21 protein-coding genes are annotated in these 22,769 nt (G+C 67.2%); 8 read left to right on the top strand and 13 right to left on the bottom strand.

All coding sequences use genetic code 11. The features are described 5' to 3' along the window. Window positions 1-2: 2 nt before the first annotated feature. Entirely contained in the window at window positions 3-560 is a 558-nt protein-coding gene (locus tag INR38_RS23225) for a YceD family protein (protein WP_207443513.1), read from the bottom strand. Between the two features lie 25 nt (window positions 561-585). Between INR38_RS23225 and INR38_RS23230 the strand changes: the two genes are divergently transcribed. After that, window positions 586-1,206, top strand: coding sequence for a Maf family nucleotide pyrophosphatase (locus tag INR38_RS23230; protein ID WP_013800988.1), 621 nt, complete (start codon window positions 586-588; stop codon window positions 1,204-1,206). Then, window positions 1,203-1,994 carry an SAM-dependent methyltransferase gene (locus INR38_RS23235; RefSeq protein ID WP_207443514.1) on the top strand — a complete coding sequence of 264 codons (792 nt, stop codon included), beginning with the start codon at window positions 1,203-1,205 and terminating at the stop codon, window positions 1,992-1,994. Before INR38_RS23230 ends, INR38_RS23235 begins: the two co-directional genes overlap by 4 nt. 85 nt (window positions 1,995-2,079) lie before the next feature. On the opposite strand, the gene INR38_RS23240 is transcribed toward INR38_RS23235, so the two are convergent. Genes INR38_RS23240 through INR38_RS23260 form a run of 5 tightly spaced genes read right to left on the bottom strand, consistent with a single transcriptional unit; the run spans window position 2,080 to window position 5,530 of the window. Then, a complete protein-coding gene (locus INR38_RS23240; protein ID WP_012207076.1) occupies window positions 2,080-3,126 on the bottom strand; it encodes a S49 family peptidase in 1,047 nt (348 codons plus the stop codon). Window position 3,127: 1 nt separating this feature from the next. Then, entirely contained in the window at window positions 3,128-3,496 is a 369-nt protein-coding gene (locus INR38_RS23245) for a Rieske 2Fe-2S domain-containing protein (RefSeq protein WP_013800985.1), read from the bottom strand. A gap of 49 nt (window positions 3,497-3,545) precedes the next feature. Further along, on the bottom strand, window positions 3,546-4,232 hold the full coding sequence (locus INR38_RS23250; RefSeq protein WP_012207078.1) for an HAD-IA family hydrolase: 687 nt from the start codon (window positions 4,230-4,232) through the stop codon (window positions 3,546-3,548). Window positions 4,233-4,256: 24 nt separating this feature from the next. After that, a complete protein-coding gene (locus tag INR38_RS23255) occupies window positions 4,257-5,318 on the bottom strand; it encodes an RluA family pseudouridine synthase (protein WP_034396692.1) in 1,062 nt (353 codons plus the stop codon). Next, window positions 5,276-5,530, bottom strand: a complete 255-nt coding sequence (locus tag INR38_RS23260; RefSeq protein ID WP_230355005.1) for a hypothetical protein — start codon at window positions 5,528-5,530, stop codon at window positions 5,276-5,278. Before INR38_RS23260 ends, INR38_RS23255 begins: the two co-directional genes overlap by 43 nt. Window positions 5,531-5,853: 323 nt before the next feature. On the opposite strand from INR38_RS23260, the gene INR38_RS23265 reads away from it, so the two are divergent. The 4 genes from INR38_RS23265 (at window position 5,854) to queF (ending at window position 11,841) form a co-directional block, all read left to right on the top strand. After that, window positions 5,854-8,970, top strand: coding sequence for an Rne/Rng family ribonuclease (locus INR38_RS23265; RefSeq protein WP_207443515.1), 3,117 nt, complete (start codon window positions 5,854-5,856; stop codon window positions 8,968-8,970). Window positions 8,971-9,088: 118 nt separating this feature from the next. Then, entirely contained in the window at window positions 9,089-9,874 is a 786-nt protein-coding gene (yaaA, locus tag INR38_RS23270) for a peroxide stress protein YaaA (RefSeq protein ID WP_012207081.1), read from the top strand. 78 nt (window positions 9,875-9,952) lie between these two features. Continuing rightward, window positions 9,953-10,837: a 2OG-Fe(II) oxygenase gene (locus INR38_RS23275; RefSeq protein WP_207443516.1), complete on the top strand. Its 885-nt coding sequence runs from the start codon at window positions 9,953-9,955 to the stop codon at window positions 10,835-10,837. A gap of 155 nt (window positions 10,838-10,992) precedes the next feature. Then, window positions 10,993-11,841 (top strand): NADPH-dependent 7-cyano-7-deazaguanine reductase QueF, encoded by an 849-nt coding sequence (gene queF / locus INR38_RS23280; protein WP_207443517.1) that lies wholly within the window; start codon window positions 10,993-10,995, stop codon window positions 11,839-11,841. A 23-nt stretch (window positions 11,842-11,864) separates the two neighbouring features. On the opposite strand, the gene INR38_RS23285 is transcribed toward queF, so the two are convergent. The 5 genes from INR38_RS23285 to INR38_RS23305 form a co-directional block, all read right to left on the bottom strand. After that, on the bottom strand, window positions 11,865-13,424 hold the full coding sequence (locus INR38_RS23285) for a PAS domain-containing methyl-accepting chemotaxis protein (RefSeq protein ID WP_013800977.1): 1,560 nt from the start codon (window positions 13,422-13,424) through the stop codon (window positions 11,865-11,867). A 191-nt stretch (window positions 13,425-13,615) separates the two neighbouring features. Beyond that, window positions 13,616-14,938, bottom strand: coding sequence for a DNA polymerase IV (gene dinB, locus INR38_RS23290; RefSeq protein ID WP_207443518.1), 1,323 nt, complete (start codon window positions 14,936-14,938; stop codon window positions 13,616-13,618). A 42-nt stretch (window positions 14,939-14,980) separates the two neighbouring features. Further along, complete coding sequence (locus tag INR38_RS23295; RefSeq protein ID WP_207443519.1) at window positions 14,981-15,919, bottom strand: DMT family transporter; 939 nt, start codon at window positions 15,917-15,919, stop codon at window positions 14,981-14,983. A 232-nt stretch (window positions 15,920-16,151) separates the two neighbouring features. Beyond that, the gene (locus INR38_RS23300; protein WP_043821459.1) at window positions 16,152-16,979 is read right to left on the bottom strand and encodes an anti-sigma factor; all 828 of its coding nucleotides are present in this window, start codon (window positions 16,977-16,979) and stop codon (window positions 16,152-16,154) included. Window positions 16,980-17,016: 37 nt separating this feature from the next. Further along, window positions 17,017-17,601: a sigma-70 family RNA polymerase sigma factor gene (locus INR38_RS23305; protein WP_012207088.1), complete on the bottom strand. Its 585-nt coding sequence runs from the start codon at window positions 17,599-17,601 to the stop codon at window positions 17,017-17,019. Window positions 17,602-17,913: 312 nt separating this feature from the next. Between INR38_RS23305 and INR38_RS23310 the strand changes: the two genes are divergently transcribed. Beyond that, window positions 17,914-18,462 (top strand): DUF3455 domain-containing protein, encoded by a 549-nt coding sequence (locus INR38_RS23310; RefSeq protein WP_013800972.1) that lies wholly within the window; start codon window positions 17,914-17,916, stop codon window positions 18,460-18,462. Between the two features lie 15 nt (window positions 18,463-18,477). Here INR38_RS23310 and INR38_RS23315 read toward each other — a convergent pair whose 3' ends face one another. Beyond that, entirely contained in the window at window positions 18,478-19,329 is an 852-nt protein-coding gene (locus INR38_RS23315; protein WP_207443520.1) for a helix-turn-helix transcriptional regulator, read from the bottom strand. A 296-nt stretch (window positions 19,330-19,625) separates the two neighbouring features. Between INR38_RS23315 and INR38_RS23320 the strand changes: the two genes are divergently transcribed. After that, window positions 19,626-21,326 carry a 2-isopropylmalate synthase gene (locus INR38_RS23320; RefSeq protein ID WP_063328147.1) on the top strand — a complete coding sequence of 567 codons (1,701 nt, stop codon included), beginning with the start codon at window positions 19,626-19,628 and terminating at the stop codon, window positions 21,324-21,326. A 63-nt stretch (window positions 21,327-21,389) separates the two neighbouring features. On the opposite strand, the gene INR38_RS23325 is transcribed toward INR38_RS23320, so the two are convergent. Next, a complete protein-coding gene (locus tag INR38_RS23325) occupies window positions 21,390-22,565 on the bottom strand; it encodes an alpha-hydroxy acid oxidase (protein WP_034396710.1) in 1,176 nt (391 codons plus the stop codon). Between the last annotated feature and the right edge of the window lie 204 nt (window positions 22,566-22,769).

Below are 22,769 nucleotides of genomic sequence, written 5' to 3' on the forward strand. Positions count from 1 at the left end.
GATCAGTCTGCGGATTTGCCCACATCCAGGCCGCGAAGGACGGCGAACGGATTGGGCTTGTCCTCGATGGCCTGCTCGAAGTCCGCGTCGCTGGACTGCAAGCTCACAGACTCGGGGCAGACATCGTGACGCGGCACCACGGGCAGTTCCATGAGCAACTCGTCCTCTATGAGTTCGAGCAGATTGAACTCGCGGCTGAGCACCAGCAGGTCCTCATCGCTTTCGTCGTCCTCGGACTCGGCTGTGGCTTCATCCGCAACAAAGCGAAAAGACCGATCAACCTGCAGGGTGATGGGCGCCAGGGCCAGGCAGCGCTGGCACACCATGGGCACGACGGCATCGGCCTGCAGATGCAGCCACACCTGACCGGGGCCGCCGGTCTGCTCGACCAGCTCGCAGTCCGCCTGCCAGTGCACCTGGCCATGCGTGTCACCGGCATCCGGCTGCGCATCCTGGGCCAGACGCGGGAAGACTGACAGTGTTGTCTGGTCCTGAAGATGGCCCTGCGATTGCGCGAAAGCGCGAACATCGAGGCGGGCCGCAGAAAATTCCTTGCTCATGCGGGCAGTGTAAGAGAATCCGGGCATGCAAGCTCCCCACCCCGCCTTAGCCCAGGCTCCCGGCCTGGCGCGTCCCCTGATCCTTGGCTCCACCTCACGCTACCGCCGCGAACTCCTGGAGCGGCTGCGGCTGCCATTCCAGACCGTCTCCCCGGAAGTCGATGAAACACCTCTGGCCGGAGAGACACCGCACGCCCTTTCCCTGCGCCTGGCCCTGGCCAAGGCCCAGGCCGTGGCTGCGCTGCACCCCCGCGCCGTTGTCATCGGCTCCGACCAGGTGCCCGAGCTCGATGGCCTGCCGCTGTCCAAGCCCGGCAACCATGAACGCGCCACCGAACAGTTGCGCCAGATGAGCGGGCGCCAGATGAATTTCCACACTGCCGTGAGTGTGGTCTGCCAGGAAACCGGCTTTTCCGAGACCGACGTGGTGACGGTTCAGGTGCGCTTTCGCGATCTCAACGATGCGGAAATCGAGCGCTACCTGCGCGCCGAGCAGCCGTATGACTGCGCAGGCAGCGCCAAGAGCGAGGGCCTGGGCATTGCCCTGCTCGACGCCATCGTCAGCGACGACCCCACGGCACTGATCGGCCTTCCGCTGATCCGCACATGCCAGTTGCTGCGCGCCGCAGGAGCCGTGCTGCCATGAGCGATGCCATCACCAAGCCCCTGACAGGAACGCTCTACCTGGTACCCGCGCCGCTGGACTTCGGCTGCGATCAGCAAACGCCGCTGACGCAGGTCCTGCCCGACGGGACACTGCGCACCGCTGCGCGGCTGACCCACTGGATCTGCGAAAACGCCAAGAGCACACGCGCCTATCTCAAGCGCATCGACGCGCTGCATGCACTGGCCCAGCCCTTGCAGACCCAGCAGATCACCGAGCTGCCGCGCGAGGCACACAAGAAGGGGGACCATGGCGACAAGGGTGCCGCCGTCTTTGACGCCAAGCCACTGCTCACCCCCTTGCTGGCCGGACACGACATGGGACTGGTCAGCGAGGCCGGAATGCCCGCCGTGGCCGACCCCGGCAGCTCCATCGTGCGCGCCGCGCACGATTTGGGCATACGCGTCGTGCCGCTGATCGGACCCGTATCGCTGCTGCTGGCGCTGGCCGCCAGCGGGCTCAACGGACAGAACTATGCCTTTGTGGGCTACCTGCCCCAGGATGCCGGCGGACGGGTACAGCGCATCAAGGAGCTTGAAGCCCTGGCATTGCGCCAAGGCCAGACCCAGCAGTTCATCGAGACGCCCTACCGCAACGCCGCGCTTTGGCAAGCCCTGCTGCAGACGCTGCAACCCCATACCCGTTTGGCGTTGGCCTGCGGCCTGACACTGGAAAGCGCCCGCATCGAAAGCCGGCTGGTGCGCGAATGGCGCCAGCACAAGGAAGCGCCGGACAACCGCACGCCGGTGGTGTTCTCCATCGGCCGCTGAAGCCACCCACCAGCGAAAAAGCCCGCCTTCGACAAGAAGGCGGGCTTTTTCGTCTTGGCAGACCCGAGCAGGAAACCCGCAAGAATCAGCGCAGAGCCGGGAGGCTGGAACGCAGTGCCTGCACCGCACCGCCGCCAAAGGCCGCGCCGAAACGCTTGGCCAGGCGCTCGGCCACGTTGTCGCGGCGCGTGTAATCCACCACCTCTTCCGCCTTGACCACTTCACGGGCCACATAGTCAAGACTGCCCAGCTTGTCGGCCAGGCCCATCTCCACCGCCTGCTGGCCGGTCCAGAACAGGCCGCTGAAAGTCTCGGGCGTCTCATGCAGGCGGTCACCACGGCCAGCCTTGACCACGTTGATGAACTGCGAGTGGATCTGGCCCAGCATCTTGTGGGCATGTTCGCGCTGCCCTTCGGACATGGGGCTGAACGGGTCCAGGAAACCCTTGTTCTCGCCAGCCGTCAGCAGGCGGCGTTCCACGCCGAGCTTTTCCATGGCGCCGGTGAAGCCAAAGCCATCCATGAGCACACCGATGCTGCCCACGATGCTGGCCTTGTCCACAAAGATCTCATCGGCGGCGGCGGCAATGTAGTAGGCGGCCGAAGCGCAGGTCTCTTCCACCACGGCATACAGGGGCTTGTCGTACTTGCCCTTGAGCCGCACGATTTCGTCATTGATGATGCCGGCCTGCACAGGGCTGCCGCCCGGCGAGTTGATCAGCAGCACCACGGCGCGCGAGCCCGAATCCTCGAAGGCACTGCGCATGGCGGCCACCACGAATTCCGCGCTGGCGTCGGCACCTGCGGCGATCTCGCCCTTGACCTCGACCACGGCCGTGTGCGGGGAGGAACTGGTCGTGGTCGCCGTGTCCTTGGCAAACAGCACCCACAGCACCACGAGGATGAGCGCCGTCCACAGCAGGCGGCCAAACAGGCGCCAGCGGCGCGAGGCACGCTGCTCGTTGATGGTGGCGAAGACCAGCTTTTCCAGCACCTCCCGCTCCCAGCCGCTCGATGCCGCCGTGCGCGCATCGGCAGCCGCCGTGGCGGGCGTGGCCCGGGCCCACAGGTCCGCCCCCGGGGATGGGTGCGATGCGGAGCCAGGATTTTCCGGAGGTATGGGGGAAGTCATGTCAGAACTCGACGGGTTTCAGGTTATCGGCAGTATGCCAGTGCACCACCCCCGCGCTTTCGCTCAGGGAGATTTTCACAAGGCCGCCACGGCAGGGGCCGCCAGCGCACGCGCCACTGTCGGGCGCGTAGGCCGCTCCATGGGTGGCGCACAGCAGCCAGCGTCCGGTGTCATCGAAAAAGCGGTCCGGCTGGTAGTCCATCTCCATGGCCACATGGGTGCAGCGATTCAGATAGGCATGCACCTGTCCCTCGAAGCGGATGGCGAATGCGCGGCAGGCATGACCCGCGTAGACCACGTCGAAAGGCACGGCATTCGCCCCTTCCTGCAGGGCATCGCTGGCGCACAGAACGATGCGTTCAACGGTCAACGGCACACCTCACGAGCATGAATCCACGCGCTGACGCGGGCATGACGACTCAGCCATGGGCCAACAGCCACTGATGCAAATCCGCAACACTCTGCGCCACATGCAACGGCTTCAGCACGCCAAAGCCGTCGGTGGGATGCGCGCCATAGCCCACGCCCACGCTGGCACAGCCTGCGTTGCGGGCCAGTTCCAGGTCGTGCGTGGTGTCGCCGATCATCAGCACCCGCGAAGGATCCGCACCAAACTCGGCCATCAGCTCCTGCAGCATCAGCGGATTCGGCTTGCCGGCGGTCTCGTCCGCCGTGCGCGAGCTGTCGAACATGCCGCGCAGCTGCGGGTCCTGCAGCGCATCGTTCAGACCACGGCGGCTCTTGCCCGTGGCCACGGCCAGCAGGTGCCCTCGCTCGCGCAGCGCCGCCAGCATGGGCAGCACGCCGGCAAACAGGCTGATGTCGTCCTGGTGTTTGATGAAATGGTGGCGATAGCGGTTGCCCAGCTCGGGGTATTTTTCGGGCGGCACATCGGGCGCTGCACGCGCCAATGCGGGCATCAGCGCCATGCCGATCACATAGGACGCCGCCTCATCGCTGGGAGGCGTGCCCCCCACATCGGCCACGGCCGCCTGAATGCACTTGACGATCACCGCGGTGGAATCCGACAGCGTCCCATCCCAGTCGAAGGCAATGAGATCGAAGCGGCGCGCACGGTGCATCTCGGAAGAACCAGGATTTGTCATATCTACAAGGAGTCAGAGCCAGCATCAGCCGGCGAAACGGGCCAGTTCTTCGGGAAGCTCGGCGCGCAGCTCCACCCGCTCGCCACTGGCCGGGTGGGTGAACTGTAGCCGCCATGCGTGCAGGAACATGCGTTTGAGACCCTGTTTCTGCAGGCGTCGGTTCAGGTCGAAGTCGCCATATTTGTCATCGCCCGCAATCGGGTGCCCCTGGCTGGACAGGTGCACGCGGATCTGGTGCGTGCGCCCGGTCTTGATGGTCACCTCCAGCAGGCTCATGGCCGGCAGCCCCAGCAGGGGCTGGGGCGCCAGCGTGCTGCGAACGCGCACCAGCGTGACGGAGCGCATGCCGTCAGGATCATCGGCCGTGGTCACCCGCACGCGGCGTTCACCGTCGGCCTGCAGGTATTTGTGCAGTGGCAGATCAATCACCTTGTGGTTGGCCGGCCAGGTGCCCTGGACCAGGGCCAGATAGGTCTTGCCGGTCTCGCGCTCGCGGAACTGGTCCTGCAGATGCGTCAGCGCCGAGCGCTTCTTGGCCACCAGCAAGATGCCGGATGTCTCTCGGTCTAGCCGATGCACCAGCTCCAGAAAACGGCTTTGCGGCCGCGCCTGGCGCAGTTGCTCGATGACACCAAAACTCACACCCGAGCCGCCATGCACGGCCACACCGGCGGGCTTGTCGATGGCGATCAGGTGCTCGTCTTCCAGCAGACTGGGGAAATCCCTGGCTGGCGCTGGCCGCTCGGCCTTTTCGGCGACTTTTTCGGAAATGCGCACGGGCGGTATGCGGACGATATCGCCGGTCGAAACGCGGGTCTCCGCACTGACGCGCCCTTTGTTGATGCGCACTTCTCCACTGCGGATGATGCGATAGACATGGGTCTTGGGAACGCCCTTGAGATGGCGTATGAGAAAGTTGTCCAACCGCTGTCCGGCCGAATCGTCATCGACTTCGATCAGCCGCACTGCGGCAGTGGCTGCGTTCAGGGAACGGTCGTCTGCCGGTTTGCCCTCTATAATGTGTTTCACCTGTGCCGAACTATTTATAAGTGGTTGATTCTCATGGAGTTTAGTCCAAACAACCATTTCCCCGCACAGGCAGGTCGATGCCATCCGGTGTCATGCACGCGAAACAGCAGGAAAAGATGGCCTGCGAAGTTCGTCGTTGCATCGGTTGTGGCTGACGAATTGAAACACTGATACGGAATCTCAAGCTGGCAGAAGGGGTCGGACCCGGCGTCCACCGCTGCCAGCGGATCAAAAGCGAGCATGTGGATCTTTTGGGCATGGATGGTCACGCTGTGGAGCAGGAAAACGCCTGCGCCCAGGATCATTGCCGCCCCCAAGCCTCCCGCCTGCCCCGCACGTGCAGCAGCTTCGCTTGAAGCTGGACGGCGTGCCTCTCTCATCGCTCTCGTCCCCCTGCCCTTGCCCCCATTGCTGACTTGAGCCAGGTCTCAAGCATCAAGGCATCCGGCGATTCCTTTCGTTTCGACGCGTCAGTCCGGCATCTCGGCTCCCTCGCGAGCCTGTCTTTGATTACAAGTCAAAGGCGTGACGGTCTGGCAGCAGAGGCTGCACTCCGGCGCGCCCCAGAGAAAACGAATAAAGGAAACGCATCATGAAACGGATGCTCATCAACGCCACGCAGTCGGAAGAACGTCGCCTTGCCATCGTCGATGGCCAGAAGCTGCTCGACTACGAAATCGAAATCGAAGGGCGCGAGCAGCGCAAGGGCAACATCTACAAGGCCGTGGTCACGCGCGTGGAGCCCAGCCTCGAGGCCTGCTTCGTCGATTACGGCGAGGACCGCCACGGCTTCCTGCCCTTCAAGGAAATCTCCAAGCAGTATTTCGCCGAAGGCGTCTCCCCCAGCCAGGCCCGCATCAACGAAGTCATCCGCGAAGGCCAGGAACTGATCGTCCAGGTCGAGAAGGAAGAGCGCGGCAACAAGGGCGCGGCCCTGACCACCTTCATCTCGCTGGCCGGCCGCTACGTGGTGCTGATGCCCAACAACCCGCGCGGCGGTGGCGTCTCGCGCCGCATCGAGGGCGAGGACCGTGCCGAACTCAAGGAGGCGATGGACCAGCTTGAGTACCCCAAGGGCATGTCCATCATTGCGCGCACCGCCGGCATCGGCCGCACCGCGCCCGAGCTGCAGTGGGACCTGAACTACCTGCTCAAGCTGTGGAACGCCATCGACGGCGCCGCCAAGTCGGCCAAGGGCGCCTTCCTGATCTACCAGGAATCGAGCCTGGTGATCCGCGCCATCCGCGACTACTTCAACGGCGACATCGGCGACATCCTCATCGACACCGACGACATCTACGAGCAGGCGCAGCAGTTCATGCAGCACGTCATGCCCGAGCATGCCGCCCGCGTCAAGCGCTACCGTGACGACGCCCCGCTGTTCAGCCGCTTCCAGATCGAGCACCAGATCGAATCGGCCTACGCGCGCACCGTGACCCTGCCCTCGGGCGGCGCCATCGTCATCGACCACACCGAAGCGCTGGTCTCCATCGACGTGAACTCGGCCCGCGCCATCAAGGGCGGCGACATCGAGGAAACCGCCACACGCACCAACCTGGAAGCCGCCGACGAAGTCGCGCGCCAGATGCGCCTGCGTGACCTGGGCGGCCTGATCGTCATCGACTTCATCGACATGGAGGAGAGCAAGAACCGCCGCGAGGTCGAGAACCGCCTGCGCGACGCGCTGCGCCAGGACCGTGCCCGCGTGCAGTTCGGCACCATCAGCAAGTTCGGCCTCATGGAGATGAGCCGCCAGCGCCTCAAGCCGGCCCTGTCCGAAGGCGCGCACATCAACTGCCCGCGCTGCGGTGGCTCCGGCCACGTGCGTGACACGGAAAGCTCGGCGCTGCAGATCCTGCGCATCATCCAAGAAGAGTCCATGAAGGACAACACGGCCGCCGTGCACTGCCAGGTGCCCGTGGAAGTGGCCAGCTTCCTGCTCAACGAAAAGCGCGGCGAGATCACCAAGATCGAACTCAAGCAGCGCGTCAACGTGATCATGGTTCCCAACAAGTCCATGGACACGCCGCACTACAAGCTCGAGCGCCTCAAGCACGACGACGTGCGCCTGGAAAGCATGGAAGCCAGCTACAAGCTGGCCGAGGAGCTGGACGCGGAAACCACGGTGACGCGCCGCTCGCAGGAGCCCACCAACAAGCAGACGCCCATGATCAAGGGCGTGCTGCCCGACATGCCGGCCCCCATCGCCGAGCCCCGTCCCGAAGGCAGCCGCAACCGCCCGGCCAACGGCCAGCAGCGCGATGCCAAGCCTGCGGCAACTGCTGCAGCGCCCGCACCGGCCGTCGCCCCCGTCGTGGTCCGCGAGCAAGGCTTCTTTGCCTGGCTCAAGAGCCTGTTCGGCTTTAGCGCGGCACCTGCGCCGGTCGCAGCGCCCGCTCCGGCCGCCGAAGCCCCCGCTCGCGAAGCACGCCGTGACGGCCGCAACGACAACCGTGGCCGCCGCAACGAACGCAATGGTGAGCGTGGCGAGCGCTCGGAGCGCAATGGCGAGCGCGCTGGCGCCCCCAATGCCGAACGCCAGGCCGGCAACGGCGACCGCAACCGCCGCAATGCCGAGCGTGGCGAGCGCACTGAACGCGGTGAACGCCCGGAGCGTGGAGAGCGCCCGGATCGTGGCGAGCGCGGTGAGCGCGCCGACCGCGGCGAACGCCGTGGCCGTGGTGAACGCAGCCGTGACGGTGAAAGCCGCCAGCCGCTGGAAGCCGTGAACGGCGTGGCCGCTGTCGCTGCAGATGGCAGCACCATCGAGCAGCGTCCCGAGCGCGCCCCGCGTGGCGAGCGCCAGGAGCGCGGTGAAGGCCGCCGCGAACGTGGCGAGCGCGGTGAACGTGGTGAACGCGCCGAACGCAGCGAGCGCCAGCCCCGCCAGTTCGAAGTCGCTCCCGAGACCGAAGAGAACCTGGACAACCAGGCCCAGCAACAGGACCCGTCCCTGGACAACGCTGCCCCCGCCTCCGGCGAAGAGCAGCCGCGCCAGCGCCGTTCGCGCGACCGCTATGGCCGTGACCGCCGCGAGCGTGGCGATCGCGGTGACCGTGCAGAGCGCGCACCGCGCGAAGCGGAGGGCGAAGCCGTCCAGTCCTTCGAAGCCGCCGCTCCCGAGCAGGACCAGCCTGCCCGCCGCAGCTACTTCAACGCAGCCAGCCCTGCCGCCGAAGCCCAGGCTCCTGAAGCTATGGCCGAAGCGCAAGTGCCTGCGCAGCCCGCAGCAGCCGCAGCAGCCCAAGCAGTGCAGCAACCCGTCGCGGCCCCCGTGCCCGAGCAGCAGATTGCCGCTCCCGTGCCCGTGGCTGCGGTGACCCCCGCGCCGGTAGCACCCGCCCCCGTGGTGGCACCCGTGGCCGCACCTGCCGCAGTGGCAGTCGCGCCCGCAGCAGCCAAGGCCCTTGAAGCAACCGCCGAACGCGGCCTGCCCAAGGTCCAGGCCTACCAGCTGCCCATGTCCGAGCTGCAGGCGCTGGCCGCCGCTTCGGGCCTGCAATGGGTGGGCTCCGATGCCGACAAGGTGGCGGCAGCCCAGGCAGCCATCGCCGCCGAACCGCAGCCCGAGCGCGTCGTGCGCGAGCGCCCGCCCGTGGTCGCTCTGGATGACGGCCCGCTGATCCTCGTGGAAACACGCAAGGACCTCAGCGAGCTGCAACTGCCGTTCGAGCAGCAGCCGCAGCCACAGGGCGCGGCCCAGGTCTGACCACAGACAGTGACAACACAGGGGCCCTCGCGGCCCCTGTTTGTTTCCGCCTCCGCCCTCACCTCATCCGTCTCCCCACGCCTTCCGTCCACCTCTTTCCAGGAGCTTCCGTCCCGCCATGCTGTTGCTGCTCTCCCCCGCCAAATCGCTGGACTACGACACGCCACTGCCCCCGAAACTGCCGCACACGCTGCCCGTCTTCTCCGAACAGCCACTGGAGCTGATCGAAGTGCTGCGCCGCCAGTCGCCCCAGCAACTGTCGGAACTGATGGGTATCAGCGACAAGCTGGCCGCGCTCAACGTGGCGCGCTACGAGGCCTTCAGCCCGCGCTTCACGGCCACCAACGCCCGGCAGGCGCTGCTCGCATTCAACGGCGATGTCTACGAGGGCCTGCAGGCACGCAGCCTGGATGCCGAGGACCTGGACTGGGCACAGCAGCACCTGGCCATCCTCAGCGGCCTGTACGGCGTGCTGCGTCCGCTGGACCGCATGCAGCCCTACCGCCTGGAAATGGGCACCCGGCTGGAAACCGCGCATGGCAGCAACCTCTACCAGTTCTGGGGCAGCCGCATTGCCGAGCACCTGAACCAGCGCGCGGCCCGGCAGCCGGCGGGCGAACGCGTCATCGTCAACCTGGCTTCGCAGGAATACTTCAAATCGGTAGACTTGAAGCACCTCAAGCCCCCGGTGGTGGAATGCGCATTCGAGGATTACAAGAACGGCGCCTACAAGATCATCAGCTTCCATGCCAAACGTGCGCGCGGGCTGATGGCACGATTTGCCATACAACGACGCGCTCGCAGCGCGGCTGAACTCGAAGCCTTCGATCTGGAGGGCTACGCGCTGGCGCCAGCTTCCTCGACGCCTGCGCGCCTGGTGTTCCGTCGCAAGACCGCTGACTGAGCCTCGCCGGCCACCGGCCGGCCCCGGCCTCGATGCCTTTGGAGTCCATTCACTGCGGCAAGGGCCGCACTGCACGCCATGAGCCTCAAATCCTCACCAGATTCCCAGACCGCCGCGCAGGACCTGCCCGTGGGTCTCACGCCTGAACTCATGCAATGGGTGCGCGACCAGCGCGCATCCGGCATAGGGCCTGCGGCCCTGCTGCGCTCCATGCGCGACGTGGGCTGGAGCGAAGAACTGGCAAGGCGGGCGCTGGACCTGCCCGAACAGGGCGATGTAGCGCCACCGGCCGTCGTCGTCTCGGCCTCGAGCCTGCCCGAGCCGGACCTTGCCCAGGACCCCAGCAGCATTGATGTCGGCGACCGCCAGGTCCAGGTGCTGGTCAGCATGCGCAACCCGCGCATCGTGGTCTTTGGCAACCTGCTCGCGCACGAGGAGTGCGACGCCATCATCGCCGCCGCACGCCCGCGCATGGCGCGCTCGCTCACCGTGGCCACGCAAAGCGGCGGCGAAGAGATCAATGACGACCGAACCAGCAACGGCATGTTCTTCCAGCGCGGAGAAACCGGCATCGTCAGCCAGCTGGAAGAACGCATTGCCCGCCTGTTGCGCTGGCCGCTGGACCATGGCGAAGGCCTGCAGGTGCTGCACTACGGCCCTGGCGCCGAATACAAGCCCCACCACGACTACTTCGCGCCTGGCGAACCCGGCACGCCCACCATCCTCAAGCGCGGCGGCCAGCGCGTGGGCACCCTGGTCATCTACCTGAACGAGCCCGAGCGCGGCGGCGCCACCATCTTTCCCGAAGTGCCGCTGCAAGTGGTGCCGCGCCGGGGCAACGCCGTCTTCTTCAGCTATGAGCGCCCCGACCCCTCCACGCGTACCCTGCACGGCGGCGCGCCCGTGCTGGCCGGCGAAAAATGGATCGCCACCAAATGGCTGCGCGAACGCGAATTCCACTGAGCACCATCGGACCCGGGCGCACCCACCCTTATTGACCTTATATGGCCGCCCATGCCTGCGGGCATGGAAATTCAGTTAGCTTCAAAGCCTGGGTCCACGCGCTCCGCGCGGACCGTCCAGGCCTGACCAGCGCCGGCACGGCCGGCCCTTTTTCCATGAACACTCCCGAACAATCCCAGCTGGGCAAAAGCTCCGCCTACATCGACCAGTACGCCCCCTCGCTGCTGTTCCCCCTGCCCCGCGCGCCCAAGCGCGAAGAAATCGGCATTCAGGGCAGACAGATGCCCTTCTTCGGCGCCGACCTGTGGACGGCCTTCGAGCTGTCCTGGCTCAACCTGCGCGGCAAGCCGCAGGTGGCGCTCGTGCATTTCACGATTCCCTGCGAGACCCCCAATCTCATCGAAAGCAAGTCCTTCAAGCTCTACCTCAACAGCTTTAACAACACCCGCCTGGCCGACGCGTCCGAAGTCCAGGCACGCCTGCGCACCGACCTGGCCGAAGCGCTGTGGCGCGGCAGCGAGCAAAAGGGCAGCATCGGCGTGAAGATCATCGGCCTGGACCGCTTCGACCAGGAAATGGTGCAGGAGCTCGACGGCCTGCTGCTGGACCGCCTGGATGTGGAGTGCACGCAATACCAGCCCGCCCCCGAGCTGCTGCGCGCCAACCATGAAGAAGGCCCCGTCACCGAAACCCTGGTCAGCCACCTGCTCAAGAGCAACTGCCTGGTCACGGGCCAGCCCGACTGGGGCAGCGTGCAGATCCGCTACAGCGGCGCGCAGATCGACCAGGAAGGCCTGCTGCAATACCTGGTGAGCTTCCGCAACCACAACGAATTCCATGAGCAGTGCGTGGAACGCATCTTCATGGACATCTGGACGCGCTGCCGCCCCCTCAAGCTCTCGGTCTACGCACGCTACACGCGCCGTGGTGGCCTGGACATCAACCCATTCCGCACCAGCCATCCTGGCGCCTTGCCGGCCAACGTGCGCTCTGCACGGCAGTAAAAGAGGCGGCCGGCCCCTACCCCTCACCGCAACGTAAACACCTCCAGCGACCGCTCCAGCGACTGGGCGCTGGCGCGCAGTGAGCCCGCCGCGCCGGCCGATTGTTCGACCAGGGCGGCGTTTTGCTGGGTGACGGAGTCGAGCTGGGCCACGGCGTCGTTGACCTGGGCGATGCCTACGGATTGTTCGCGCGTGGCGATGCTGATCTGGTGGACCAGGTCGCTGACGCGGCCCACGGCGTCGACCATGCCGTCGATGGTGCGGCCTGCGGCGTCCATGCGGGCGTTGCCGTCGTTGATGCCGTCCACGGTGCGGTTGATGAGGCCGCTGATTTCCTTGGCGGCGGAGGCGCTGCGCTGGGCCAGGGCGCGCACTTCGCCGGCCACGACGGCAAAGCCGCGGCCCTGCTCGCCTGCGCGTGCCGCTTCGACGGCGGCATTCAGGGCCAGCAGGTTGGTCTGGAAGGCAATGCTTTCGATCACGCCGATGATCTCGCCCATGCGGCGCGAGGAGCCGCGGATGTGCTCCATGGCAGAGCCCACTTCCTGGATGGCGGCGCCGCTCTTGCCGGCGACCTGGCGGCTCTGGTCGCTTTCATGAGCCATGAGCTGGGCCGTGTCGGCGGTCTGCGCCACGGTGCCCGATATCTCTTCCATCGAGGCCGCCGTCTGCTGCAGGCTGGTGGCCTGGGATTCTGTGCGCTGCGCGAGGTCGAAGCTGCCCTGGGCGATCTCGTGGGCGGTGGTGGCAAAGCCGCGCATTTCGGTGCGCACGTCGCCGACCACGGCGCGCAGATTGATCTGGATTTGCTGCAGCCGCTGCATCAGGGCGCCCATGGGGCCGCTGTAGTCGTGCTGCATGTTGGTGCCCAGCTGGCAGCTGGCGATGTCGGCGGCAAAGCCGCTGGCCTGCTCCAGGCCCGCCACGCAGCGCTGCTGGAAGCGCCACAGAACAAAGCTGCCTCCCGCCAGCAAGGCGGCCAGGCGCGTGCCCCAGGCTGCGGCGCCCTGCCAGCCCAGCAGGTCGGGCAGCATGGCGGCCAGGCCCACGCCGCCCAGCATCAGCGCCATGCGGGCTGTCAGGCCCAGGTCGCTGCGGCGGTCCCACAGGCCTGCCAGGCCCAGGCGGCGCAGTTCGCCGCCGCGCAGTCGCAGGGTTTCCTGGCCGGCATCGGCTTCGGCGCGCATGCGGGCATAGAGGGCTTCGGCGGCCTCGATCTCGTCCGGCCGGGGCTTGGTGCGCACCGACAGGTAGCCGCGCGGCCGGCCGCCTTCCATGATGGGCGTGACGTTGGCGCGCACCCAGTAGTGGTCGCCGTTCTTGCGCCGGTTCTTGACCAGGGCAGTCCACGGGTAGCCGTGGGCGATGGTGCGCCACATGTCCTTGAAGGCGGCGGCCGGCATGTCCGGGTGGCGGATCAGGTTGTGCGGCTGCTCGATCAGTTCCTCGTAGGAATAGCCGCTGACCCGCACGAAGGCCGGGTTGCAATGGGTGATCTCGCCCTTGGTGTTGGTGACGGATACCAGCAGCTCATCGCCCGGAAAGTCGTAGTTGAGCTGGCTGACGGGCAAATTCACGCGCATGGGTACCACTCCTTTGGGATGTCTCTTGTTCTTGTGAAATGGCATGGCAAAACGCTCAGAAGCCACCGGAATCCATCAAACGGAAACACAAATTCACATTTCCAAATCATCTCACAGCAAGGCAACCGCAGTCTCATGCTCGGAACTGGTGCATGGGTTTACAGCGTGTGCGCCAGATTTGTGGTGATGATTCAGAACAGTTGAGGTGTAAAGGGATCGCTGTCCGGCGCGGGCTGGGCCGGTCCCCTGAGCAGTTGCTCGCGCGCCAGCGGGTCGTGGGCGGTGGCGTTCCAGTCGGCCGTGCGAACGAGGTTGCCCACGCGCACGCCCAGCAGGCGCAGCCGCTTGGCCAGGGGCACGCGCTTGAGGCATTGGCCTGCGGCGCGGCGCAGGGTGGCGGCATCGGCCATGGGCAGCTCCAGCGTGTGGTCGCGCGTGGCGGTCTTGAAGTCGTCGTAGCGCAGCTTGATGCCGACGGTGCGGCCCATGTAGCCCTTGCGCTGCAGGTCCTGGGCCAGGCGTTCGCACAGGTCGGTGAAGATGGCGCTCAGTTCGGCCCGGTCGCGCACGGCGTGCAGGTCGCGCTCGAAGGTGGTTTCGCGGCTCATGGAGACGGGCTCGCTGTGCGTGACCACGGGCCGCTCGTCGCGCCCCCAGGACACGCCATGCAGCCAGTTGCCGTAGGCGCGGCCGAACCACTGCACGAGCTGGGGCAGGCTTTGCGTGGCCAGCTCGCCAATGGTCTGTATGCCCAGCGATTGCAGCTTGGCATCGGCCTTGGGGCCTATGCCGTTGATCTTGCGGCAGGCCAGCGGCCAGATCACGGCCTGCAGATCGTCGGGCTGGACGATGGAGATGCCGTTGGGCTTGTTGAATTCGCTGGCCATCTTGGCCAGCAGCTTGTTGGGCGCCACGCCGATGGAGCAGGTCAGGCCCGTGGCGTCGGTGATGGTTTTCTGGATCAGCCGAGCCAGCACGCGCCCGCCTTCGCGCTGGCCGCCAGGCACGTCGGTGAAGTCGATGTAGACCTCGTCCACGCCGCGGTCCTCCATCAGCGGGGCGATGGAGACGATGATTTCCTTGAACATGCGTGAGAAGCGCCGCACCTCGGCAAAGTCCACGGGCAGCAGGATGGCCTGGGGGCACAGGCGCGCGGCCTTCATCATGCCCATGGCCGAGCCCACGCCAAACTGCCGCGCCGGGTAGGTGGCCGTGGTGATCACGCCCCGGCCCACGTAGTCCTTGAGGCGCGAGAACTCGTCCACCGGAATCTCGTGCAGCCGGCCGGCGTAGCGCGCATCCAGCGCCTCGTCGTGCGCGCGGCGTCCGCCGCCGATGACCACGGGCAGTCCCTTGAGCTGCGGATAGCGCAGCAGCTCCACCGAGGCATAGAAGGCGTCCATGTCCAGGTGGGCGATGCGGCGCGGGGGCGCAGCATCGGCAGGGCTTGCGGGTGTCGTGGGTGTCGTGGGTGTCGTTTCAGGCACGCCGCCATTATTGCGGCAACTGTGCATTCATACAGCCTGCAAGGCTTGTTCACACAGACCCTGGACCATTCATCCCTGCAGGCAGATCAGCACCAGTCCCAACACCATCAGGCTCATGCCGATCTTCTCCTGGCGGCTCAGGCTTTCGCTGAGCACGCGGCGCGAAACGATATAGCTGAACACCACCTCGACCATGCCCAGCGTGCGCACGGGTGCCGCGCCCTGCATGGCGTAGGCGGTGAACCAGGCCAGCGAGGCGGCCGCGCCCATGCCGCCGGCCAGCAGCGAGACGCGCCAGGCGCGGAAGATGGGGCGCAGGCCCTGCGCGTGGGTGCGCGCGATCCAGGCGCCCAGGCCCAGGGTCTGCATGAGCTGGGCGATCAGCACGCCCCAAGCGCCTGACAGCCAGGGAGATATCTCGCCCAGGCGCGCCAGTTCCACGGCGCCGCCCCGATAGCCCACGGTGGCGATGGCAAAGCAGGCACCGCAGGCCAGGCCGTAGAGCGCCGAACGGCTGGCCCAGGCCGACAGCGACAGCATCTGGCCGCGCGGCGGCAGCGACAGGATGAGCACGCCAAAGGTGGCCAACCCCATGGCCAACAGGGCCACGACCGTGGGCATCTCGTGCAGGAAGATGCCGGCGAACAGGGCCACCTGCAGCACCTCGGTCTTGGACAGGGTGACGGCCACGGCGAAGTTGCGCTCCTTCATGGCCAGCAGCAGCGCCGCCGTGGCCGCGACCTGGAAGAAGGCGCCCAGCGCGATCCAGCCCAGGTAGGCCCATGAGAACCGGGGCAGCGTCCAGGCGCCATCGCCTCCCAGGTACAGCGCCAGCAGGTAGATGCCGGCAAACGGCAGGCCGTACAGAAAGCGCACCAGGGTGGCCGGCAGGGTGCCGAGCTCGGCGGTCAGCGAGCGCTGGGCCGTGTTGCGCACGGTCTGGGCGGCTGCGGCGAACAGCACCACGGGCACCCACAGCCAGGTCAGGTCTTGGAGGGAAGAAAGCATGTCGGCAAAAAAGGGAAGGCACCGCCGGCAAGGCGCGGGCGACTGAGTGCCGGCCAGCATAGCCGCCGGTCGGGCACCAGGCGCACGCGCTTGGAGAAGGCTGCCGCGCCCGGCAGCGAAACAGAGGCCGGCCAGCCAGCGCTGCACGCGCGCCCTGCTCTGGCCAGGGCAAGCAGGCTGCGTTGTGCAGCAGCACGGCCGTCGCCAATGGCGAGCGGGCCTGCGCGGCGCGCTACAGGTCGCGCCGGATCAGAGCGCCCTTGAACAGCACCGGCCCCGTGGGCCCGGTCTGGCTGGGCACGCCGCCCTTGGGCTCCAGGCTGATGGCCAGGGCAGGCACGCCCTGGACCTCGGCGGCCGCGGCGGTCAGCTTGACCAGCTTGTCGCGTCCCAGCACGCCCAGCGATTGCGGGCCGCCCTGGGGCGGCAGGGCCCACAGCTGCAGTGATTTGTCGGAGGCCTCATGGAAGTCGCCCACGCGCTGCAGCACCAGGGTGTTCTTGCCGGGGTCGAAGGTCACGAGCATGGAGGCATCGGCCTTGTCGTCGGCCAGCACGGCCACGTACTGGATCTGGGGCGCGGCCTGCAGCGCAGCCTGGGTGGCCTGCAGCTGGTTGTTCAGCACGGCCAGCTGGCGCTCGCCGCTTTGGCGCAGGTCCTGGTGCGACCACAGCCCCACGGCCACGGCCGCTACGGTGGCGCAGGCGCCCAGCACGGCGGCGCCGCGCCACCAGGCCAGGGCGCGCCCCACGGCGGATTCCGTGCGCCGGGCCATGCCAGGCGCATCGTCGGCGCGCCGCCGGTGCGCCTGGGCGGCGCGGGCCTTTTCGGCCTGCAGCAGGTTGTCGATACGGACCCAGACCGCATCGTCAGGGCGCACGGGCGCCTGCATTTCGGACAGGGCCGACCAGCGGCCCTGCCACAGCAGGGCGGCGGCGCGCACCGGAGCCTGGTCACGGGCCAGTTGCTCGAAGCGGCGGCGCGCCGCGCCCCGCAGCGTGCCCAGGGCGTAAGCGGCGGCCAGCCGGTCCAGCAGTTCGGGGTGTCGGGAAATATTCATGGCAAATCCTTTGGCCGCTCAGAGCATGTCAACTGCTTCACGCATGGCGTGACAGGCAGCGGCGCAGCTGCTCCAGGCCGCGCCGTATCCAGGTCTTGACCGTGCCCAGCGGCAGTTGCAGCTGGCCCGCCAGCTCGCCATGGCTGAGGTCGCGCAGATAGGCCAGGCTGACCACCTCGCGCTGGCGGCCTTCCAGCCGCTCCAGGCACTGGTACAGCGCCACGGCCTGTTCGCTGGCCTCGGCCAGTTGCAGCGGGCCCTGGCTTTCATCGTCCCCACCGCCATGGGCCGCCAGTTGCGCCTCGTCGAACTCTTCGTTCAGGTGCAGGCGTTCGGCGCGGCGCCGGCGCAGAAAGTCCAGGGCCCGGCTGCGCACCACCAGGCCCATCCAGGCCAGCGGCGGGCTGAGCGTGCCCCGGTAGCCCGAGGCGCTGCGCCAGATGTGCAGGTAGCTGTCCTGCAGCACGTCTTCGGCCCAGTCCTTGTGCCGCAGGATGCGCAACGCCAGCCCGTACAGCCGGGACGAGGTGGCCTCGTACAGGCTGCGGAGCGCGGGCTCGTCCTGCGCTGCGATGCGGTCCAGAAGGTCCATCAGCTCTTGGTCGGTTGGTGTGGTGCCCATGCACGCATTGTGGGCGAGCGGGCGGCCCCGTGGCCCGCACTGTTGCGTGGCCGCCCGGGGGCTTGTTCTGTCTTTCGATCGGATTCAAGGGGCATATCGGTGCTCAGCCGGGGTTTGCAGAAGGTCTGGCAGGGGTCTCCCGGCTTGCACCGGCCCTCCGTGAGCAATACGCAGCACATTGCGAACCGGATGCGGATAAATTTTTTTTCCATTCAGGTGAATCCAGCCGCTGCCTTGCTGCGTATTCCCTGTGTCGCGCCCCGGAAAGCGGTCCAAGGCGACACCCCTCAACCCATCGACCTGGAGACCTTCATGAGCTACATCCTCCCCCTCGGCCTGGCCACCATGGCCGCACTGACCCTTGGCGCCTGCTCCTCCATGGACATGGGCAAGAGCTATTCCCAGTCCGACCTGCCGGCCGCCGTGCAGGTGCCCGCAGGCCACAAGGTTGCCATGGAGACGGTGGGCATAGGCCAGATCACCTATGAATGCCGCGCCAAGAAGGACCAGGCGATGGAGCAGGAATGGGCCTTTGTCGGCCCCGATGCGCGTTTGACGGACCGCCAGGGCCGCGTCATCGGCCGCTACTTCGGCCCGCCCGCCACCTGGGCGCACCAGGACGGCTCCAAGGTCACGGCCACCCAGGTCGCCGTGGCGCCGTCCAGCGCGGGCAACATCCCCATGCAGCTGGTCAAGGCCGAGCCCGCCACCGGCATGGGCGCCATGCAGGGCGTGACCTATATCCAGCGCGTGGCCACGCGCGGCGGCGTGGCCCCTGCCATGGCCTGCAACAGCTCCACGCTGGGCCAGAAGCAGGTCGTGCAGTACCAGGCCGACTACATCATCTGGAAGGCCGCCTGACGCGGCCTGCCCCCCCTACAGCCTGTCGCCCCTGGCCCCGAAGGCCGAGGGCGGCATGCCGAACTGGCGCCTGAAGGCCAGCGAATAGGCGCTGTGGCTTTCATAGCCGGCCTCCAGCGCCACCTGCACGATGGGCCGTCCGGCCAGCAGCGCCTGCATGGATGACAGCAGCCGTGCGCGCTGACGCCAGCGGCCAAAACTCATTCCCGTGGCCTGCAAAAAGTGGCGATGGAAGGTCTTCTCGCCCATGGCCAGCCGTGCGGCCCAGTCGGCGGCTGTGGCAGTTGCGGCGGCTGTGGCGGCAAAGCCATCCGCCCCGTCTCCTTCGGCCAGCGCATGGCAGACAGCGGCCATGCGCGCATCCTGCGGCCAGGGCAGGTGAAACGGCACCACGGGCGGCTGGCGCAGTTCCTGCAGCAATAGCTCGACCACCATGGATTCACGCCGCCCCGGCGGTGCCGATGCAGGCCAGCGCGCCACCTCGCTGATGAGCTCGCGCAGCAGGGGAGAGACCTCGATCACGCAGTCCGTACCCGGCAGATCTGCAGCGGCCTGCGCATCGACGAACAGGCTGCGCACCTGTACCGCGCCGCGCATGCGCAGGCCGTGGGGCACGCCCGAGCGCAGCCAGACGCCGCGCGTGGGCGGCACCACCCAGCGCCCGCTGCCTGCGCGCACCTCCAGCACCCCCTGCACGGCGTAGAGCAGCTGGCAGCATTCGTGGGAGTGTTCCTCCACCTCCAGCCCCGCCGGATAGTCGGCGGCCACGCCCGTGACCGGCAGCGGTGCGGCGGCCTGCAGCTCGGGCAGCCCGGCATGGCTGCAGGGAACGGCGGCTGCCGAAGCCGGGGCATGGGTCGTGCGCATATTGTCCAGATCCATATAGAAAATGAGAAATTCTATAAAGACAGACAGACACCCTGCCCGCAAACTGGCATCCGTTCCCTGTGATTCACCGCCATCGCACCATGCACTGCCTGCCCTCGCCCTCCCTACCACCCCTGGCCCATGGCCGGGGTCCGGGCGCCTGCGCAGGCGCCGCATTTCGCACCGACTCTCCCTGATCCCGGCCTGGCGCAGCTTCCCCACACCGGGAAGCCAGGAGAGCGGGGCCACCGGCCGATCCGGTGGCTGCAAACCCCAGCGTTTCCTGCGAGGCCCGCATGCTGAAGAATCCCGCGTCCAGATACCTTCCCTTCCCCGCCGTCGACCTGCCCGAGCGCCAATGGCCCTCACGCCAGTTGAGCCAGGCGCCCGTGTGGCTGTCCACCGACCTGCGTGATGGCAACCAGGCCCTGTTCGAGCCCATGAACCGCGAGCGCAAGCTGCGCCTGTTCCACGAACTGGTGCGCATAGGCTTCAAGGAGATCGAGGTGGGCTTTCCCTCGGCCTCGCAGACCGACTACGGCATCGTGCGCCACCTGATCGACAACGGGCTGATCCCCGGCGACGTGACGCCCATGGTCATCACCCAGCTGCGCGAGGACCTGATCCGCGCCACGGTGGACAGCGTGGCCGGAGCGCGGCGCGCCATCGTGCACTTCTACAACGCCATTGCCCCGGCCTGGCGCGAGATCGTCTTCGGCATGCAGGTGCCCGAGATCATCGCCATGGTGGAGCACCACATCGCCCTGCTGCGCGAACTGACCGATGCCCATCCCGAGACCGAATGGGTGCTGCAGTACTCACCCGAGACCTTCTGCATGGCCGAGCTCGACGTGTCGCTGGCCGTGTGCAACGCAGCCATCCGCGCCTGGGATGCAGGCCCCGCGCGGCCCATGATCATCAACCTGCCGACCACGGTGGAGGTGAGCACGGCCAATGTCTTCGCCGACCAGATCGAGTGGATGCACCGCCGCCTGGAACGGCGCGAGCACATCGTGCTGTCCGTGCACCCGCACAACGACCGGGGCACGGGCGTGGCCTGCGCCGAGCAGGCGCTGCTGGCCGGCGCCCAGCGCGTGGAAGGCTGCCTGTTCGGCAACGGCGAGCGCAGCGGCAACCTCGATGTGGTGACGCTGGCGCTGAACCTGTACACGCAGGGCATCGCGCCGGGCCTGGATTTCTCGGACATCGCCGCCGTGGCGCGCATTGCGGAGGAATGCACGGCCCTGCCCATCCACCCGCGCCACCCCTATGTGGGCGACCTGGTGTTCACGGCGTTCTCGGGCTCGCACCAGGACGCCATCGCCAAGGGCTTTGCGGCGCAGCGGCCCGATGCGCCCTGGCGCGTTCCCTACCTGCCCATCGACCCGCAGGACCTGGGCCGCACCTACGACAGCATCGTTCGCGTCAACAGCCAGTCGGGCAAGGGCGGCATTGCCTTTTTGCTGCAGCGCGACCATGGCGTGACCATGCCGCGCCGCATGCAGGTGGAGTTCAGCGCCGTGGTGCAAAAACAGGCGGACGCCTGCGAGGCCGAGCTGGCCAGCGACGACCTGTGGAAGCTGTTCGAGGCGACCTACCTCGCACCCCTGCAGCTTCCCTGGCACTACCGCAGCCACCACCTGTTCGACAGCGCCCAGGGCCAGGGCATTGCGCTGGAAGTGGTGCGGCCAGACGGCCTTCGACTGCAGCTGTATGGCGAAGGCAGCGGCCCCATCGATGCCGTGGCCGCCGCCCTCGGCCAGCACCTGGGCGTGGCGCTGCGCATTGACCACTACGAGGAGCGCAGCCTGGGCCAGGGCGCCGGGGCCATGGCGCTGGCCATCGTCGAGGCCGCCCTGCCCGGCGTGGCGGGCACGCGCTTCGGTGCGGGGCGCCATGCCAACATCGTGACCGCGTCCATCCTGGCGGTGCTGCATGCGGCGGGCCGGCTGGTGGCGGCGCAGCCGGAAAGCCGGCGCGTACCTGCCCAAGCCTGAGGCGCAGCCTGAAAGGAAAAAGGACCGCCGAGGCGGTCCTTTTCTCGTGCGGCTTTTGCCGGTTCAGCGCACGGCGCCCGGATAGGTTCCGGGCAGCAGGATGCTGCGGTCCACGGTATCGATCTGCGTATGGCCGCAGAAGGCCATCGTGGTCTCCAGCTCCTTCTGGATGATCTGCAGTGCACGCGTCACGCCGTCCTGGCCATAAGCGCCCAGGCCGTAGAGGAAGCTGCGGCCGATCATGGTGCCCTGGGCGCCCAGGGCACGCGCCTTGAGCACGTCCTGGCCGCTGCGGATGCCGCCGTCCATCCAGACCTCGATGTCCTTGCCCGCCGCCTCGGCAATGCCGGGCAGCGCCTCGATGGACGAGGGTGCGCCGTCGAGCTGGCGGCCGCCGTGGTTGCTGACGATGAGCGCATCGGCGCCGCTGTCGGCCGCCAGTCGCGCGTCCTCGGCGTCCATGACGCCCTTGAGGATGAGCTTGCCGCCCCAGAGCTTCTTGATGCGCTCCACATCGCCCCAGTTCAGGCTGGGGTCGAATTGGCTGGCGGTCCACGACGACAGCGAACTCATGTCGGCCACGCCATCCACATGGCCGACGATGTTGCCGAAGGTGCGGCGCTTGGTGCCCAGCATGCCCAGGCACCAGTGCGGCTTGGTCGCCAGGTTGGCCAGGTTGCGCAGCGTGGGCTTCGGGGGCGTGGACAGGCCGTTCTTGATGTCCTTGTGGCGCTGGCCCAGGATCTGCAGGTCCAGCGTCAGCACCAGGGCCGAGCAGTTGGCGGCACGGGCGCGCTCGATCAGGCGCTCCATGAACCGGCGGTCGCGCATCACATAGAGCTGGAACCAGAACGGATGGCGGGCCGTGTGTTCGGCAATGTCCTCAATGGAGCAGATGCTCATGGTGGACAGCGTGAACGGAATGCCGAAGGCCTGGGCCGCGCGCGCGCCCAGGATCTCGCCGTCGGCGTGCTGCATGCCGGTCAGGCCCGTGGGCGCAATGGCCACGGGCATGGCCACCTGCTGGCCGATCATGGTGGTGCGCGTGCTGCGCCCCTCCATGTTCACGGCCACGCGCTGGCGCAGCTTGATCTTCTGGAAGTCGTCCTCGTTGGCCCGGTAGGTGCCCTGGGTGTAGGAGCCCGAGTCGGCGTAGTCATAGAACATGCGCGGCACGCGGCGCTGGGCCACGACGCGCAGGTCTTCGATGCAGGTGATTTTGGAAAGGTCGGTGGACACGTTTTCTGGCTTTCTGGAACCCGCATGCCGCGGGACTGCCGAGCATGGTAGTGCGCAGGGCGCGTTCCAGTCACCCGTTCGGGTTTGAAGTGATTTGTGCGCCGATTGAAATTTTCTCTCTCGCAGCCCAACCGAGGGCTAACGCTAGTGTGCCAACCAGCCATGAGAGCGACGATCCGCCCCGCACAACATCCTAAAAACTCT

Source organism: Delftia sp. SD018 (genome assembly GCF_017355445.1).
Classification (GTDB): domain Bacteria; phylum Pseudomonadota; class Gammaproteobacteria; order Burkholderiales; family Burkholderiaceae_C; genus Comamonas; species Comamonas acidovorans.

Bases quoted from the DNA above. Each gene is read 5' to 3' on its own strand.
- INR38_RS23225 (WP_207443513.1), bottom strand. From the start codon at position 560: ATGAGCAAGGAATTTTCTGCGGCCCGCCTCGATGTTCGCGCTTTCGCG.
- INR38_RS23230 (WP_013800988.1), top strand. From the start codon at position 586: ATGCAAGCTCCCCACCCCGCCTTAGCCCAGGCTCCCGGCCTGGCGCGT.
- INR38_RS23235 (WP_207443514.1), top strand. From the start codon at position 1,203: ATGAGCGATGCCATCACCAAGCCCCTGACAGGAACGCTCTACCTGGTA.
- INR38_RS23240 (WP_012207076.1), bottom strand. From the start codon at position 3,126: ATGACTTCCCCCATACCTCCGGAAAATCCTGGCTCCGCATCGCACCCA.
- INR38_RS23250 (WP_012207078.1), bottom strand. From the start codon at position 4,232: ATGACAAATCCTGGTTCTTCCGAGATGCACCGTGCGCGCCGCTTCGAT.
- INR38_RS23255 (WP_034396692.1), bottom strand. From the start codon at position 5,318: ATGGTTGTTTGGACTAAACTCCATGAGAATCAACCACTTATAAATAGT.
- INR38_RS23265 (WP_207443515.1), top strand. From the start codon at position 5,854: ATGAAACGGATGCTCATCAACGCCACGCAGTCGGAAGAACGTCGCCTT.
- yaaA (WP_012207081.1), top strand. From the start codon at position 9,089: ATGCTGTTGCTGCTCTCCCCCGCCAAATCGCTGGACTACGACACGCCA.
- INR38_RS23275 (WP_207443516.1), top strand. From the start codon at position 9,953: ATGAGCCTCAAATCCTCACCAGATTCCCAGACCGCCGCGCAGGACCTG.
- queF (WP_207443517.1), top strand. From the start codon at position 10,993: ATGAACACTCCCGAACAATCCCAGCTGGGCAAAAGCTCCGCCTACATC.
- INR38_RS23285 (WP_013800977.1), bottom strand. From the start codon at position 13,424: ATGCGCGTGAATTTGCCCGTCAGCCAGCTCAACTACGACTTTCCGGGC.
- dinB (WP_207443518.1), bottom strand. From the start codon at position 14,938: ATGCACAGTTGCCGCAATAATGGCGGCGTGCCTGAAACGACACCCACG.
- INR38_RS23295 (WP_207443519.1), bottom strand. From the start codon at position 15,919: ATGCTTTCTTCCCTCCAAGACCTGACCTGGCTGTGGGTGCCCGTGGTG.
- INR38_RS23300 (WP_043821459.1), bottom strand. From the start codon at position 16,979: ATGAATATTTCCCGACACCCCGAACTGCTGGACCGGCTGGCCGCCGCT.
- INR38_RS23305 (WP_012207088.1), bottom strand. From the start codon at position 17,601: ATGGGCACCACACCAACCGACCAAGAGCTGATGGACCTTCTGGACCGC.
- INR38_RS23310 (WP_013800972.1), top strand. From the start codon at position 17,914: ATGAGCTACATCCTCCCCCTCGGCCTGGCCACCATGGCCGCACTGACC.
- INR38_RS23315 (WP_207443520.1), bottom strand. From the start codon at position 19,329: ATGCGCACGACCCATGCCCCGGCTTCGGCAGCCGCCGTTCCCTGCAGC.
- INR38_RS23320 (WP_063328147.1), top strand. From the start codon at position 19,626: ATGCTGAAGAATCCCGCGTCCAGATACCTTCCCTTCCCCGCCGTCGAC.